Genomic DNA, 16,661 nt, shown 5'->3' on the forward strand with positions numbered 1-16,661 from the left:
CAGTTCGGCAGGCGTGTCAGTGCCCCTTCAAATCCGCCTGCCGCGCACGCCTCTGCCGCAAAGCGGACGCGATTCATTCATGCCCGGTACAGCAGCAGGGTCCGAGGCTCCATTCGCGCGCAAACCGGCGTGATCCCAGGAACCCCGGCGCTTTCGTAGGGTTTGCTTTCCGGGAAAGGAGTTTAACCATGAACAGTCTGAAATTCTTGAGTGCCGCCGCGGCGGTGGCGCTGGTTCTTCCGTTGGCGACGCCGAGCTTTGCCCAGAATCGTCCCGCATTGGGCGGAGGCGGCGGCGGTGCCCATGTCGGCGGCGGTGGCGGCGGTGCTCACGTCGGTGGCGGCGGCTTCGGTGGCGGTGCGCGGATGGGTGGCGGCGGCGGCGCGGCCTTCCATGGTGGCGGCGGCAATTTCGGAGGCGGCGCCGCAATGCGTCCAAGCGGCGGCAGTTTCACGGCGGGCGCAGCGATGCGTCCGAGCGGCGGAAGTTTCGCGGCGGGCCCTGCGGTCCGTCCGAGCGGCGGCACGTCCTTTACCGGCGGTGCGGCGCGCAACTTCGCAGCCGCCGGCGGCACCTGGCAGGGCCGCAGCGGCAACTGGAGCGGCGGAAATAACTGGAATGGCGGACGCTGGCATCATCGCCATGGTGGCGGCGGCTTCTGGCCGGGCTTCGCGGCTGGCGCCGCGATCGGTGGCCTCGGCTCCTACGCTTACTACGGCGGCGGGTACGGCTATTATGACGATCCCTACTACTACGACAGCTATTATGACGAGCCGACGGTTGCGGTGGTACCGGACAGCGGCGGCGACTCCGCTGCCTATTGCGCGCAGCGCTACAAATCGTACGACCCGGCCTCGGGCACCTATCTCGGCTACGACGGCCTGCGGCATCCTTGCCCGTAAGCAGGACGCCAAGAAACAAATTGCCCAGGCGTGAGGCAGAAGGCGTCGCAGCGATGCGGCGCCTTTTTCGCAATCGGCGTGTTCCTCATCGTTTCGGCTCATACCAGCGCGTGAAAGGAATAAATACAATTCGATGCAAATGGACCTTTATGCACTGAACCGTGCATATCCTATACGATCCAATCCCAAATTGACCCGACCCGCGATTCGCGGATATCACAAACCACAGTGGAGACTTCGATCACCTGGGAAGTGTCATGCCGCGTATTCTCGTGGTTGATGACGATCCGATGGTCGGCGCGACCATCGAAGTCCTCCTCCAACGTCAGGGCTTCGACGTCACGCTGACCGACGGCGGCGAAACAGGACTGGCTGCGCTGGAATCGCAGACCTTCGACGCGATGCTGGTTGACATCTTCATGCCGCACATGCGCGGCTTCGAATCCATCCGGATCTTTCACGAGCGTGCCCCGACCACTCCGCTGATCGCGATGTCGGGCTACGCCTTCGCCTCATCCGCCTTGCCCTCTCCCGATTTTCTCCGCATGGCGCTTGAACTCGGCGCAACGCGCTGCCTGCGCAAGCCGTTCACGCCGGAAGCGCTGCTGACCACGATCCAGGAATGCCTCACCGGCGGAAGCGGGAGCGCACAGAAGGACAAGAAAGAAGCCCCTTGATTCCAACGCAGCGCGTCATTCTCGGTGCTGGACTTGCCATCCTCCTGATCATCACCGCGGCCTCGATTGCCCTCGACGTCAAGTCGCGGTCCGACGCGGCGTGGGTCAATCATATCGTCCAGGTGCAGAAGAAGATCTCCGATCTGCGCGTGCTGCTGCGCCGGGCCGAGAGCGCCGCGCGCGGCTACGAGCTCTATCGCACTCCGGCCTTCGGCGATGAGTTCCAGGCGGTGCAGGGCAGGATCGCGCCGGCCCTCGCCGACCTCAAGCGCGACGTGCGCGACAATCCCGATCACGTCGCGCTGCTGGAGGGCACCGAGCCGCTGGCGCTGCGCCGGATCGACATCGCCGCCGCAGCGATGCGCCTGCGCGCCGAGAACGACCAGGCCGGCATCGCCGCGCTCAACAGCAAGGCCGAGGGCCGCGGCCTCATGGACACGGTGATGGGCAATCTCGACCATCTGAGCGCCGAGGAAGAACGCCTGCTCAACGCGCGCTCCCAGGATTCGCGCCGCACCGGCATCGTGCTGCTCGGTATCGACGTCGCCGGCGCCGTGCTGATCCTGCTGCTGGTCGCGCTGGTGATGCGCGAAAGCCGGCGCGCCACGGGGGAGCTGCAGAGCTCGCTCGAGCAGACACAAGCCGCCAAGGTGGCGCTCGAGGCGGCGGTGGCCGAGCGCACCGAGCATCTGGTCACCGCGCATGACGAGCTGCGGCTGTCGATCAACGTGCTCCAGAGCACGTTTCGCAGCATGGCGGAGGCGGTGCTGGTCATCGACGTCGAGGGCAATGTCCTTCTGTCCAATCCCGCCGCCGAGCGCATCCTGGTGCATCGCACCGGCATGAATTTGAACAATCTGCGCGCGCTGTCCGATGTGTTTCACGGCGACGGCGTCACGCCGCTCGAGGCCGACGAGCTGCCGTCGACGCGCGTGCTGCGGGGCGAGCAGTTCGAAGAGCTGGAGATGATCGTCCGCCCGCACAGCGGCAATCCTCCTCGTCATCTCATGATCAGCGGCCGGCCGATGCGGGACGGGCAAGGCAACATCTCCGGCGCGGTGCTGGTCTATCACGATGCGACGACCTCGCGCGAAACCGAGCGGCAGCTTTACCAGTCGCAGAAGCTGGATGCGATCGGCAAGCTGACCGGCGGCGTCGCGCACGACTTCAACAACATGCTGACGGTCATCTCCGGCAATACCGAGACGCTGGTGGAGAGCCTGAAGGGCCAACCCGAGCTTCAGCGCACGGCACGGCTGATCGACGATGCCGCCGAGCGTTGCGCCGAGCTGATCCAGCATCTGCTGGCATTTGCGCGCAAGCAGCCGCTCGAGCCGCGCAACGTCGACATCAACGCCGCGATATCAGACATCGCAAAGCTTCTGCGCCCCACCCTCGGCGAGCAGATCCAGATCGAGACCGTGCTGGAACAGGGGCCGATGATGACGCATATCGATCCGTCCCGGCTCACCAATGCCGTGCTCAACATGGCGATCAACGCGCGCGACGCCATGCCGAACGGCGGCAAGCTGTTGCTGGAGACCCACCGCGTGGTGCTGGACGAAGCCTATGCGCAGGCCAATGCGGAGGTTCGGCCCGGCCCTTACGTGATGCTCGCGGTCAGCGACACCGGCACCGGCATGCCCCTCGACGTCCAGCAGAAGGCGTTCGAGCCCTTCTTCACCACCAAGGAGGTCGGCAAGGGATCTGGCCTCGGCCTCTCCATGGTTTACGGCTTCGTCAAGCAGTCCGGCGGCCACACCAAGATTTACAGCGAGGAAGGCCACGGCACCACGATCAAGCTCTATCTGCCGCCGGGCGAAGGCGACGCGGACGTGGCAGCCAGTGTCGCGCCGCAGGCCGAAGGCGGCGCCGAGACCATTTTCGTGGTCGAGGACGACCCCTTGGTGCGCAACTTCGTCACGGCGCAGCTCCAGAGCCTCGGCTACAAGACGGTGGCCGCCCCCGACGGCAAAGCCGCGCTGGAATTGATCGAGGCCGGCCAGACGTTCGATCTGCTGTTCACCGACGTCGTCATCCCAGGCGGGATGAGCGGACGCGAGCTCGCCGAAGAGGTGGCAAGGCGCCGGCCGGGTGTGAAAGTGCTGTACACCTCCGGCTACACCGACAATGCCATCGTCCATCAAGGCAAGCTGGATGACGGCGTGCTGCTGCTAACCAAGCCCTATCGGAGAAACCAGCTCGCCGAGATGATCCGCAAAGCGCTGAACGGCGGCGGGATGGCGGCGAGCTAGCGCGTGAACTGCGAAGGCGCGCGGCAGTCACACGATCTATGAGGTTGAGGGCCCTGGCTCAGGATGTGAGTTCCAATTGTCCTCTTGGGACGCCGTAGCTCGCCCGGATCCGCGCCGGAGGTGTTCCGACACCGCGTTATGCAACGAGTAAGGCCGTTTTGATCCCGATCGGGCTGGTCTCAAGCAAAAATGAAGCGCATCTCAAGGACAAATCGTTCCACCCGGCCCAACCTGCTGCATGCTCTCGGCGACAAATGTTGGAGCCGGGTGTCGCGACAGTCCGCTGGCGGAGCGCGATCCCGAGCGCAGTCACCAGATGCACAGCCAGGATCTTGGTCTGCGGCCGGAATTGACGGCGCAGCTTCGACAGGTGCTCGCATGAAACGACGAGAGTTCATCTTGTTGATGGGTGGAGGACTGGTCTGGCCTGCGATCGCACGGGCGGAGGGCGGAGCCAAGCTGCATCGTATCTTCTGGGTCTCGACTCAGTCCGGACCGGACCCCTTCCTGGACGGCTTTCGCGAGGGAATGCGCGCGCTGGGATACGTCGAGGGCACGAACGTAACCCTCGAGACGCATTATGCCCCTGAAAATCCGCAGGCACTGCGCAAGATCGTCTCCGAGTTGCACCGAGGGGATGTCGATCTTGTGGTCTCGAGCGGTCCGGCGACACGCGTCATGACTGCAATCACCGACGTCCCCGTGCTGTTTGCATTGAGCGGTGACCCCGTCGCTCTGGGCGTGGTGAAGAGCCTTGCTCACCCCGGCACCAATTTCACCGGCAGTACATTCCTGTCGCTCGAGCTGGCAGGAAAGCGCGTTGAGCTGCTCAAGGACCTTTATCCAAAGCTCCGAAAACTGGCGGTCTTCTCGAACACGGATCATCCGGGAGAGCCACTGGAATGGCGTGCGACTTTGGAGTCGTGCCGAAATCTTGGCATTGAGGCAGCCTACGTTCCGTTCTCTGGCGCTCGCGAAATCGAGAATGGGTTGATGGCTGCCGGCAAGGTGGACGCGGATGCTCTCCTCGTGTTTCCCGATGCTGTGACGCTGGTGCATCGTGCGAGGATTGCGGAGCTTGCAATCGCGCACCGGCTGCCTTCGATGTTTGGCTGGTCTGAATATTGTGACGCTGGAGGTCTCCTAAGTTACGGCGCAAACCAGCGCACGACCTATTTTCGGCTTGCCACTTATGCCGATCGCATCCTGCGCGGTGAAGATCCGTCAGATCTTCCGGTGATGCGTCCCGACAAGTTTGAACTGGCAGTCAATCTGAAGACAGCCAGGCTTCTGGGGATCGAGCTGGATGTGTCGTCGATCCTGTTCCGCGCCAGCAAGGTGATCTCCTGAGATAGTCATGACGGACGGTGCTGCGGACTCCTCTTCGTGTACGATGCCTCCGCGTCGTTCGCTGTTCTGCAAGTACTTCGCGACGTTGTTTGTCGCCGCGGTCGTGCCTCTGATACTCGGCGCGGCGATCGAGGCTTCTTTCGGCTACCGAGACCAGCGCCGCCAGATCAGCGCGGTGCTGCAGGCCGATGCTCGCGCGGCGTCCGACAGGATCGAGGCGTTCACCGACGGCATCCGAGATCAGCTGGGTTGGATGGTACAGCTTCCCTGGTCCGCCGGAGACGATGCCCAACATAAGATCGATGCCTTGCGCCTCCTCCAGCAGGTGCCTGCAATCGTGTCGGTTTCGCTTCTGGATGAGACCGGCAGCGAAAGGGTCTTTGTTTCCAGGCTGCTTCTGAACAGGACCGGGCGCGGCATTGATATGTCTACGGATCCCGCTGTTCTGGGCGCACGCGGCAACAAAGTCTGGTACGGACCGGTTCAGTACCAGCGAGATTCAGAGCCCTATATGAGGGTCGCGGTTGCCGGGAGCCTGCCTGCCGCGGGAATTGCGATCGCCGAGGTCAATCTCAAGCTGATCTGGGATGTCATCGCAGCCATCAGAATTGGCGAGAACGGCTACGCCATAGTTGTCGATGATTCCGGTCATCTGATCGCACATCCCGATATCAGTCGGGTTCTGCGCGGCCGCGCCAGCTCGGGCAGTTTTGGCCGGATCAAGCATCTCGTTGGCGCGGCGAGCGGAGCGGCGGTGATAACCGGGGAGCGCGGCAACCCGGTGGTGGCTCTATCCGTTCCGGCCGCCGATGTGGGATGGACGGTGATCGCGATGCAGCCAACCTCGGAAGCCTTTGCATCAATTCGCGCGGCCTTGTGGCGCTCATCGATGCTCATTGCCTTTGGTGTTCTCATCGCGCTGGCGCTCGCCTATTGGCGCGCACACAGAATGTCCGGCCCGATCAAGCAACTGGAAGAGGGCGTGGAGCGGATCAGAACCGGACAATTCGAGCATCGCATCAAGATCTTCAGCGGTGACGAGTTGCAGCAACTGGCGTTGCGCTTCAATGAAATGGCTTCTGAACTGGCGATCTCACAGCAGAAATCTGCGCGGATCGAACGGCTGAAGCAGTTCCTGCCGTCACAGGTTGCCGAATTGGTCGAGCATTCTCATGAACTGCTCGAAGGACAGCGACGTGAAGTGGCTGTCATTTTCGGCGACTTGCGCGGCTTCACGGCGTTCTCCACGCGCAATGAACCCGACGTCATCATGGCCGTCATGCGAGAGTACTACGAGGCCGTCGGCGCCGTGACGACTCGTCACGAGGCAACGCTCATCGGCTTTGATGGCGACGGCGTCATGCTCCTGGTCAATGCCCCGATCGCATGCGAACAGCCGGCAAATCAAGCGGTCCGACTCGCGATCGACCTGCAAATGACGGTGCAGTCCCTTGCCGGCAAATGGTGTGACGCCGGCCACGCCATCGGCTTTGGTGTGGGCGTTGCCATGGGACCGGCCACGGTAGGAACGGTTGGTTATGACGGTCGGCTGGACTACACGGCGATGGGAGCCGTGGTGAATTTGGCGTCGCGGCTCTGCAATCTCGCGAAGGACGCGCAGATCCTGGCTGATCCCACGATCGCCGGAAAGGTAAGGGATAGCGTTCCGTTGGCATCGCTCGGACAGCGGACCATCAAAGGCTACGACCAGGCTCTCGAAGTCTTTGCTGTCGCACCTGCTGACCTGCCGTTGAAACCGCCGGGCTCGGCACAACGCGGGCGAGAGAAAGAGCCTCAGGACCACTGATAGCCCGGCTCCGGACACCTATCGCGTCGCCAGCACCACCGCGGCCAGCGTGAAGATCAGTGCCGCGATCTGCCCTGCCCCGAGCGGCTCGCCGAGCGCGATCGCGGAGGCGACGACGCCGATGACAGGCACCGCCATGGTGCCGATCGCGGCGACCGAGGCCGGCAGGCGCGCCAGCGCGGCGAACCAGCTGACATAGGCGATGCAGAACTGCACCACGGTCGAATAGATCAGCAGCCACCAGCCAAGCGGCGTCACCTTGTCCAGATGCGTGGTCTCGACCAGGAGGCCGACGATCGAGATCGGCAGGCAGCCGATCCCGATCTGCCAGGCCGCAGCGGTGATCGGCGGCAGACGGATCGGGTACTTCTTCGAGAAGACCGTGCCGACGGCAAAGCCGAGCGCGCCGGCGAGCGCCATGATGATGCCAGGCGCCTTCTCCGCGCTGGCGGCGATGCCATTGCCGCCCATGATGGTGGCAAGGCCGGCAAAGGCCAGCACCAGCCCCAGCGTGCGCAACACCGTCGGCCGCTCGCCCAGCACCGGCCAGGCGATGATCGAGGCCCAGACCGGCATGGTGTAGGCGATCAGTGCCGCCTCGCTCGCCGGCAGCCAGAGCAGCGCGAGGCCCATCAGCACCATCCAGCCGGTGACGTTGAGCACCGCCGCGGTCAACAGGCGCGGCCAGATCGCAGGCTCCACCTTCAGGCTCTGCCGGCGCGTCACCGCGAGCAGCGCCAGCAGCACCGCCCCGAGCACGCCGGTGACCCCGCGCAAGGTCAGCGGCGGCAGCTCGGCGAGCAGGAATTTCGTCACCGGCCAATTGAAGCCCCAGCCGATCGAGGTGATCGCAAGGAACATCAAGCCGGCCGGGGCGATGCGCGGCCGCGCATCCCGGCGGGTCGAATCATGCATGGGGGTAATCCGGCAAAATCTGAAGGTCAGCTTGGCCCGGATTCGCCCCCCAAACCACCACCTCGGCGGGCATGCCTGCTCTCACCTTCCGTAGGGCTACGTGAGTCCCGCTGACGCAATCCCGGTCCCGAAAAAATATACCTGCCCTGTGAACAGCGGGATGAAGGGCCCGCATCGCCACGGGATGCAAATTTTTTCGGTTGGGAATCCCTGAGGACTCACTGATACTTGGCCCCACAACAGGCGCGGCGAAGCCCCCTGTTATCCCCCGCAATCCACCATATTTAGTATTTGATTCAGGAACTCGCACTAGTTCTTGACGGGCGCAACGGAGAGTCCTAGCTTTCGGTCCGTTCGGCGCGAGTGAGTTTGCGTCCCGCCGGCACTCCCCCAAAGGGTCTCGCAAATCGGCACTCCGCCAGCCAGCCAAAGGCTGCGGAATGAGGGCTTGTCTGCCCTCGAAAGGCGGACTCTTCGGGCGCCAGAACGGGCCGGCAACAGGTTCGGATGGCATCGGTAGACGTTGTGACAGTGGGGCGTTGAACGCATGTCGCGCACATCCCCTTGGGGGCGGATGGGTGTGGACGTGCCGGCGGGATGATCGATGCAACGCATCGAGATCGCGTCGGGAAAAACAGGGCCGGATCCACCGGCTGAACTGCGGTGCCCAAGGCCGAATGGCCCGAAGGAGCCGCGAAATGAAATGTCGACCCGGCACGCCCTCAACGAGGGGCGGGGCCGGTCAAAATAGGACGGGGCAAGACGATGCGGATTGAGCGGCGCCACACCACGGCAGGACAGTCACCTTATGCGGGAATCGAATTCCGCCTGACCACGTCGGAGATTCGCAATCCCGACGGCTCGGTCGTGTTCAAGCTCGACAATGTCGAGGTGCCCTCCGAGTGGTCGCAGGTCGCCTCCGACGTGCTGGCCCAGAAGTATTTCCGCAAAGCCGGCGTTGCCGCGCGCCTGAAGAAGGTCGAGGAGGAATCCGTCCCCTCTTTCCTGTGGCGCTCCGTGCCCGACACCGACGCCCTCGCCGCGCTGCCCGAGAAAGAGCGCTATGTCAGCGAGCTCAGCGCAAAGCAGGTGTTCGACCGCCTCGCCGGCTGCTGGACCTATTGGGGCTGGAAGGGCGGCTACTTCAGCTCGGACGAAGACGCGCAGGCCTTCTATGACGAGCTCCGCTACATGCTCGCCATGCAGATGGTGGCGCCGAACTCGCCGCAATGGTTCAACACCGGCCTGCACTGGGCCTATGGCATCGACGGCCCCGGCCAGGGCCACTATTACGTCGACCCATTCACCGGCAAGCTGACCAAGTCCAAGTCGGCCTACGAGCATCCGCAGCCGCACGCCTGCTTCATCCAGGGCGTCGGTGACGACCTCGTCAACGAAGGCGGCATCATGGACCTCTGGGTCCGCGAGGCGCGCCTGTTCAAATACGGCTCCGGCACCGGCTCCAACTTCTCGCGCCTGCGCGGCGAAGGCGAAAAGCTCTCCGGCGGCGGCCGCTCGTCCGGCCTGATGAGCTTCCTCAAGATCGGCGACCGCGCTGCGGGCGCGATCAAGTCGGGCGGCACCACGCGCCGCGCGGCCAAGATGGTCGTCGTCGACGTCGATCACCCCGATATCGAGACCTATATCGACTGGAAGGTGAAGGAGGAGCAGAAGGTCGCCGCCCTCGTCACCGGATCCAAGATCAACCAGAAGCACTTGAAAGCCGTGCTGAAGGCCTGCGTGAACTGCGAAGGCTCGGGCGACGATTGCTTCGATCCCGAGAAGAACCCTGCCCTGCGCCGCGAGATCAAGCTCGCCCGCCGCAGCCTCGTGCCCGACAACTACATCAAGCGCGTCATCCAGTTCGCCAAGCAGGGCTACAAGGACATCCAGTTCGACACCTACGACACCGACTGGGATAGCGAAGCCTATCTCACCGTCTCCGGCCAGAACTCCAACAACTCGGTCTCGCTGAAGGACGACTTCCTGCGCGCGGTCGAGACCGACGGCGACTGGAATCTGACGGCTCGCACCTCCAAGAAGGTGACGAAGACGCTGAAGGCGCGCGACCTCTGGGAGAAGATCGGCTACGCCGCCTGGGCCTCGGCCGATCCGGGCCTGCACTTCAACACCACGATGAACGACTGGCACACCTGCAAGGCGTCCGGCGACATCCGCGCGTCCAATCCGTGCTCGGAATACATGTTCCTGGACGACACGGCCTGCAACCTCGCCTCCGCGAACCTGCTGACGTTCTACAACACCACGACCAAGCGCTTCGACGTCGAGGGCTATGAGCACCTGTGCCGGCTCTGGACCATCGTACTCGAAATCTCCGTGATGATGGCGCAGTTCCCGTCGAAGGCGATCGCCGAGCTCTCCTACGAGTTCCGCACGCTCGGCCTCGGCTACGCCAATATCGGCGGCCTGCTGATGACCATGGGCCTGCCCTATGACTCTAAGGAAGGCCGCGCGCTCTGCGGCGCGCTGACCGCGGTCATGACAGGCATCACCTACAAGACCTCGGCCGAGATCGCGGCCGAGCTCGGCACCTTCCCCGGCTACAAGAAGAACGCGGCGCACATGCTGCGCGTGATCCGCAACCACCGCCGCGCTGCGCATGGCCAGGCGAGCGGCTATGAAGCGCTCAGCGTCAACCCGGTGCCGCTCGACGTCGTCTCCTGCCCGCAGGCCGACCTCGTCAGCCATGCGCAGGCGGCCTGGGACGCGGCGCTCGAGCTCGGCGAGAAGCACGGCTATCGCAACGCCCAGACAACGGTGATCGCGCCCACCGGCACGATCGGCCTCGTCATGGATTGCGACACCACCGGCATCGAGCCCGATTTCGCGCTGGTGAAATTCAAGAAGCTCGCCGGCGGCGGCTACTTCAAGATCATCAACCGCGCGGTCCCCGCGGCGCTGCGCGCGCTCGGCTATCGCGAGAGCGAGATCGCGGAGATCGAGGCCTATGCCGTCGGCCATGGCTCGCTGGCGAATGCCCCCGGGATCAACGTCACCACGCTGAAGGCCAAGGGTTTTACCGATGAGGCGATCGCCAAGGTCGAGAAGGCCCTGCCGACCGCTTTCGACATCAAGTTCGCCTTCAACAAGTGGACCTTTGGCGAAGACTTCATCCGCGACCAGCTCGGCATCGGCGCCGAGGCGATCGCAGCCCCCGGCTTCGACCTGCTCCAGGCCGTCGGCTTCACCAAGCGTGAGATCGAAGCCGCCAACGTCCACATCTGCGGCGCGATGACGGTGGAAGGTGCTCCGCACCTCAAGGCCGAACATTATGCCGTGTTCGACTGCGCCAATCCCTGCGGCAAGATCGGCAAGCGCTATCTGTCGGTCGAGAGCCACATCCGCATGATGGCGGCGGCGCAACCCTTCATCTCGGGCGCGATCTCCAAGACCATCAACATGCCGAACGACGCCACGGTGGAGGACTGCAAGTCCGCCTACATGCTGTCGTGGAAGCTCGCGCTGAAGGCCAACGCGCTCTATCGCGACGGCTCAAAACTCTCGCAGCCGCTCAACTCGCAGCTCATCAGCGATGATGAGGACGAGGACGATGCCGTCGAGCAGCTCTTCGAGAAGCCGATGGCCGCGCGCGCGACCCAGGTCTCGGAGAAGATCGTCGAGAAGCTGGTCGAGCGCATCGTCGTGATGCGCGAGCGCGAGAAGATGCCTGACCGACGCAAGGGCTACACCCAGAAGGCGGTTGTCGGCGGCCACAAGGTATACTTGCGCACCGGCGAGTATGACGATGGCCGTCTCGGTGAGATCTTCATCGACATGCACAAGGAAGGCGCGGCGCTGCGCTCCTTCATCAACAACTTCGCCATCGCGGTGTCGCTCGGCCTGCAATACGGCGTGCCGTTGGACGAATATGTCGACGCCTTCACCTTCACCCGCTTCGAGCCGGCGGGCCCCGTGCAGGGCAACGACAGCATCAAGTACGCGACCTCGATCCTCGACTACGTCTTCCGCGAGCTGGCGGTGAGCTATCTCTCTCGTTTCGACCTCGCCCACGTCGATCCCAACGAGACGGGTTTTGACGCACTCGGCAAGGGCGTCGAGGAAGGCAAGGAGCCGGACGAGGACGGCGGCCACCACGCCACCAAGCTGGTCTCGCGCGGCCTCACCCGCTCCCGCACGGACAACCTCGTCGTGATGCGCGGCGGCTCGACCGCGGTCTCGCAAGGCAACGACAGCGCCCCCGCCGGCGGCAGCAAGGTCACGGCGCTCGCCGCGCACGGCACGTCGGCTCGCGCCGGCGACGCCATCGAAGGCGCCGTCGCCCTGAAGCAGGAAGTCCAGCACGATCTGTCTCCGACGGAGAAGCTCGAGCAGCTGCAGTGGAGCAAGGCCGGCACCGCCGCCACCGCTGCCCCCACCAAGGCCGAGCGTCGCGCCGAAGCCAAGGCCAAGGGCTATGAAGGCGAGATGTGCTCGGAGTGCGGCAACTTCACGCTGGTGCGGAACGGGACGTGTATGAAGTGCGATACTTGCGGCAGCACGACGGGGTGTAGCTGACCTTCATCGGAGATGTAGTAGCGCTTATCAATCACGGGCCGCTCGCTTGGGCGGCCCGTTGTTTCTTCATAAGGCGTAGAGGCAATAATGGAGGACGCAGCAAGGTCGTTCTTGACGTTCGTCGGCCTAATTTTTGGAGCCGGCGGCGGGGTAGCTATTGTTGCCTATGGACTGCTTCGTTTCTTCGGCGAAAAATGGATGAACGCCAAGTTCGAGGAACGGTTGGCGGCGTTTAAGCATGCTCAAGAGAAAGAACTGGAAGAGCTGCGTTACAGGATCAATGCGCTCATGGACCGGACTGCAAAACTCCATCAAAAAGAATTTGATGTGATCCCGGAAGCGTGGGGCAAGCTTAATACCTCCCACGGGGTAGTCACAGCTATCACATCCGCGTTTCAGCAATATCCAGATCTCGATCGAATAAGTGAGCCTCAGCTTGAGGAGTTCCTCGAAGGCAGCTTCATGGCCAAATGGCAAAAGGAAGAAATTCGTCTTACAGACAAGAAGACTGAGTATTATCGGAAGGCCCTCACTTGGCACAAAGTTACTGAAGCCAGAGAGGCGTGCCGGGAGTTTCACGTCTATTTTCGTAAGAACGGAATATTCGTCCCTGAACCAATCAAGTCTCAGTTCGTCCAACTTGATAAGCTAACGTACGAAGCGCTCATCGAATACGAACTCAATGAACGGGAAGAGATTCGTCCCCGCCTTCGCAAGGCGCTCGACGCACTTGCCGAAGCAAAAGACATAATGATCTCACTCGAGAACAACGTTCAGGATAGACTCTGGAATATGAACAAAGTCGTCAGTTAACGGCCTACTCAGGCAGTCATTGCAGAGGGTGCCTTCACCAAGGTGAAGCGTCATGCCGTAATGACAAGCTCGTAGGATGGGCGAAGCGAAGCGATACCCATCATCCATTAATCGACGAAAAGTGACGGATTCGAGGGCTCAACCCATTCTACGAGCTAGGCCCATCAACTCCATTGTGGCATCGTTTTCGCAAGGGCTCCATCTTAAGCGCTTGGGACTCCGCGAGCGAGCCAGCATCCCGACGGCGAATCGGAAGAGGCAAAGTGAAATGAGGGACGCGAAAGATTGGGACGAAGCCTATCTTCTAGAGTTGATCGCTGTAGGAGAACAAGAAAGTCTAACGCTTGACTACAAAGCGTCAGCCGATCTTGCAAAGGACAACTCAAAACGGAACGCTGTCAGCAAAGACGTCTCCGCGTTCGCCAATTCGGCCGGAGGCTTCATCGTATACGGCATATTAGAAAACAAGCACGTTCCAACGAGCATTGACGTCGGCGTCGGTCGCAACATCCTCACAAAAGAATGGCTGGAGAGCATCATCAAGAGCGTCATCCAGCCAGTGGTCGATGCTGTGGCAATCAAGTCGATCGATATTCAAGGAAGAGGTGACGACAAGGTCGTCTATGTCGTTCAGATACCTCAGTCCACATCGCGTGCGCCGCATCAAGCTTTCGATCATCGCTACTATAAGCGATTCAATTTCGAGTCTGCTCCAATGGAAGACTACGAAGTTCGCGATCTCATGCGGCGGAGCATCGAATACGGCCGAAAGTACGGCGCTGCTTGGGATCCAAACGTTGAGATCAATCGGCTGATCACCTCGATCAATGAGCGAGGGCAGATAGACGGTAGCGCTTACCTTCCACGTGATCGGCTTATGATATCGGTTTCATCGTCATTGCGTTCCGCGGGAAGCACGCTCGCACTCCTTCCAAAGCCGCTACGCAAAGAGATGTCGCACCTATTAAGAGAGGTCGACGAGTTCAATTCGATTATCGAAACGACTGACCCTGGTCAGAGAGATCAAGCCCGCCTGAACGAGAATCGAAAGAAGGATCTCGTGACAATGTTTCAAATTGGCCTACAAATCTCAAGCGCGCTCGAGCAACTATTAGACGTGGAACCATAGCCGGTAGCAACCATTGAGTCGCGGCGGTGTTTATGGGCCGTCGGGATCGCCTGCGTCTGCCATGATGACGCCGTGCTCGCGCCCGTCAAGGCGTGGCCTGGCGGCAGTTCGGATGAGGTTGGGGCGAGCGACGGCCATCCTTGACGGGCGCTGCGCGCGGCGTCATGAGGAGCCGTAAGTCGGGACGAAGAAGCGTGTCGGTCGAACTAGGGTGGAGCCCCTTGCGAAACCCAAATTTCGATGACAGTGCACTAAATTCGTTTGCTATCGCCGGATCGGCTACTTAGGCCTGTTACCGAAATTGCAGTCTGGTTCCGGCTTCGATGCTCATCAATACCCGTCCGCCGAAATTGCCTTTGCGGTCGAACGCTTCACCCCTAAACTCCCAACCTCATCGGCATGGGTTCCGACGGGCCCGGTAGAAGCGGAGTAGAAGTCATGCCCAAACCGGAAAGCTTCCCGATCGAGAAGATCTTCGTTCCCACGAAGCAGAAGAAAGCTGTCAAGCCCGAGATCGTCGGGGAGATCGCCGAAAGTATTCTGGAGATCGGACAACAGGCCCCGATTTCCGTTCGGCTCGACGGAGACCGCCTCGTTCTGGTCGAGGGACTGCATCGGCTCGAAGCCTGCAAGGCCCTCGGCGAGACAACCATTATCGGTGTCCTGGTCCCGGCGGAGCTTGCTCTACACAAGCCGCTGCTCGCCGACGGACCTGAAGTCGAGGCCGAGCGCATCAAGATGGCGCGGTTGAAGCAGCTGCGCCTGGAGAAGGAAGCCGCCGAGGCATCGATGGCTGCGTTGAAGGGCACTGGCACAACGGACGCGCCGCGCACTCGTTCGGCGAAAGGCGTCCGCGACAATCCGAAGGCATCGGCGGGCCGGACTGCGAAATCGACACCGAAAACATTGTCGGACTGGATCACGCAGCAAAAGAGCAGCGGGGGCCGCTATTGATTGTCGGCGCCAGAATTTCGGTGCCAGCGCGCGACGGCAATCCCGCAGCTTTCTGGATCAGCGGCTTTTTGGCCGGATGCATCAAAAATGCAGCGGCAAAATCTCACCACATGGCCGCCACGCAAGCGACAGCCCACAATCGCGATTTCAGCGCAAACGCGGCGGAGGCTCGCGGCTTCATCGATATTCAGGAGCCATTTGCAATGTTGAGTGCGGCGGACAACAAGCCAACGGGAAAATCCGGCCGGCGCGGCGGGAAGAAGAAGGCCGGACAACGCACCGGGGCCGGCGGGCAACGCGCAACTGCGGCGCATCAATTGCCGGATGCCTCGGCGGAGACCAGGCAAGAGACAGAACAAGAGCCGAGCCGACAGATCAGTGCGGAGGTACCTTCGGCTGCAGCCTTGCCGGACGAGACTTCCGGGATGGAGATCGCTGCAAGCCCGCCCGTCGCACCGGTCGAACCGTTCCAGCCCAGCGCGCAGGCGATCGCCGACGCCTATAGCGGCTACATCAAGACGTCGCTTGAGCGAGCCTGGAACTTCCTGGGAAAGCTCGCGATGGCGCGTTCACCCGTCGAGGCGTTTGAGCTTCAGATGGAGTACGCGAAACAGGCGTGCGACTCGTTTGTCGCCGAATCCCAGAAGATCGCCGAGTTGCATGAACAATTGACCAGACAAAGGGTCATGCATTTCGAGGGGTTCGTGGCCAAGCTCACCCAGACCACGCTCGAAATCCGTGCGATGCGTCACTAACGGCAGCTGCGCATTGCGGGTCCGGAAGCCCCTGGGATGAGCAGTATCCTTGCGAAACCCATCACTCGTTGATGGGCTTCGCTCCGCTCGACATCCTACCTGCTCCGTCCGGCCGGCCGTTATGTCCAGTCAGTGCATGGACTTAACTTAAGGACCGCCTGGAGTTCAATACCCTGACTTCGAGCCGGTGGTCGGCCTCGTGCTCGCGCCGGTGGTCTGACCTGGAGCGTAGCTCGACGCGCCGGGGCTGGCGCTCTTCGAGGCCCTCACGTGGCGCATCGCGTGATGCTTCTTCTTATGCCCGGGAGCGTAGCTGGAAGCGCCCGGCTCGCCCTTCTGGGAACCCATTTGCTGCATCTCCTGACCTGGCGCCTTGCTCGATACACCCTGAGCAAACACGGCTGGCGCTGCAGCCATGACAACGGCAGCAGCGAGCGCGATGATCCTTGCCTTCATGTTGTCCTCCTCTGACAAGCCCCCCAAGGAAAACGGAATGAGCCAGCGCCCGTTCCCCTCGGCGAACGTTCATGGCGAGAACAGCGCTGCTCAACTGGTCCTTTCGCCGCCG

At 62.1% G+C, this 16,661-nt stretch carries 12 protein-coding genes; 10 read left to right on the forward strand and 2 right to left on the reverse strand.

Going from position 1 to position 16,661, the window contains the following annotated elements:
* The first annotated feature begins 188 nt into the window (after positions 1-188).
* The 5 genes from EAV90_RS05980 (at position 189) to EAV90_RS06000 (ending at position 6,991) form a co-directional block, all read left to right on the forward strand.
* Positions 189-902, forward strand: a complete 714-nt coding sequence (locus EAV90_RS05980) for a BA14K family protein (RefSeq protein WP_162500293.1) — start codon at positions 189-191, stop codon at positions 900-902.
* 257 nt (positions 903-1,159) lie between these two features.
* Complete coding sequence (locus EAV90_RS05985) at positions 1,160-1,579, forward strand: response regulator (RefSeq protein ID WP_122403449.1); 420 nt, start codon at positions 1,160-1,162, stop codon at positions 1,577-1,579.
* Positions 1,576-3,834 (forward strand): CHASE3 domain-containing protein, encoded by a 2,259-nt coding sequence (locus EAV90_RS05990; RefSeq protein WP_164936802.1) that lies wholly within the window; start codon positions 1,576-1,578, stop codon positions 3,832-3,834. The genes EAV90_RS05985 and EAV90_RS05990 overlap by 4 nt, the downstream gene beginning before the upstream one ends.
* A gap of 378 nt (positions 3,835-4,212) precedes the next feature.
* Entirely contained in the window at positions 4,213-5,184 is a 972-nt protein-coding gene (locus EAV90_RS05995; RefSeq protein WP_129142859.1) for an ABC transporter substrate-binding protein, read from the forward strand.
* A 7-nt stretch (positions 5,185-5,191) separates the two neighbouring features.
* Complete coding sequence (locus EAV90_RS06000; protein WP_129142860.1) at positions 5,192-6,991, forward strand: cache domain-containing protein; 1,800 nt, start codon at positions 5,192-5,194, stop codon at positions 6,989-6,991.
* 18 nt (positions 6,992-7,009) lie between these two features.
* Here EAV90_RS06000 and EAV90_RS06005 read toward each other — a convergent pair whose 3' ends face one another.
* Complete coding sequence (locus tag EAV90_RS06005; RefSeq protein ID WP_122403452.1) at positions 7,010-7,906, reverse strand: DMT family transporter; 897 nt, start codon at positions 7,904-7,906, stop codon at positions 7,010-7,012.
* 765 nt (positions 7,907-8,671) lie between these two features.
* Here EAV90_RS06005 and EAV90_RS06015 point away from each other — a divergent pair.
* The 5 genes from EAV90_RS06015 to EAV90_RS06035 all read left to right on the forward strand — a co-directional run bounded on the left by EAV90_RS06015 (position 8,672) and on the right by EAV90_RS06035 (position 16,093).
* Entirely contained in the window at positions 8,672-12,442 is a 3,771-nt protein-coding gene (locus EAV90_RS06015) for a vitamin B12-dependent ribonucleotide reductase (RefSeq protein WP_129142861.1), read from the forward strand.
* Between the two features lie 87 nt (positions 12,443-12,529).
* Positions 12,530-13,255, forward strand: a complete 726-nt coding sequence (locus EAV90_RS06020; RefSeq protein ID WP_129142862.1) for a hypothetical protein — start codon at positions 12,530-12,532, stop codon at positions 13,253-13,255.
* A 268-nt stretch (positions 13,256-13,523) separates the two neighbouring features.
* Positions 13,524-14,384, forward strand: coding sequence for an AlbA family DNA-binding domain-containing protein (locus EAV90_RS06025; RefSeq protein WP_164936803.1), 861 nt, complete (start codon positions 13,524-13,526; stop codon positions 14,382-14,384).
* 438 nt (positions 14,385-14,822) lie between these two features.
* Complete coding sequence (locus EAV90_RS06030; RefSeq protein WP_129142864.1) at positions 14,823-15,338, forward strand: ParB N-terminal domain-containing protein; 516 nt, start codon at positions 14,823-14,825, stop codon at positions 15,336-15,338.
* Positions 15,335-16,093, forward strand: a complete 759-nt coding sequence (locus EAV90_RS06035; protein ID WP_245509459.1) for a phasin family protein — start codon at positions 15,335-15,337, stop codon at positions 16,091-16,093. The genes EAV90_RS06030 and EAV90_RS06035 overlap by 4 nt, the downstream gene beginning before the upstream one ends.
* Positions 16,094-16,258: 165 nt before the next feature.
* Here EAV90_RS06035 and EAV90_RS06040 read toward each other — a convergent pair whose 3' ends face one another.
* On the reverse strand, positions 16,259-16,549 hold the full coding sequence (locus EAV90_RS06040; protein WP_129142865.1) for a hypothetical protein: 291 nt from the start codon (positions 16,547-16,549) through the stop codon (positions 16,259-16,261).
* Between the last annotated feature and the right edge of the window lie 112 nt (positions 16,550-16,661).

The sequence above is a fragment of the Bradyrhizobium vignae genome (assembly GCF_004114425.1).
In the GTDB taxonomy this organism is placed as follows: domain Bacteria; phylum Pseudomonadota; class Alphaproteobacteria; order Rhizobiales; family Xanthobacteraceae; genus Bradyrhizobium; species Bradyrhizobium vignae.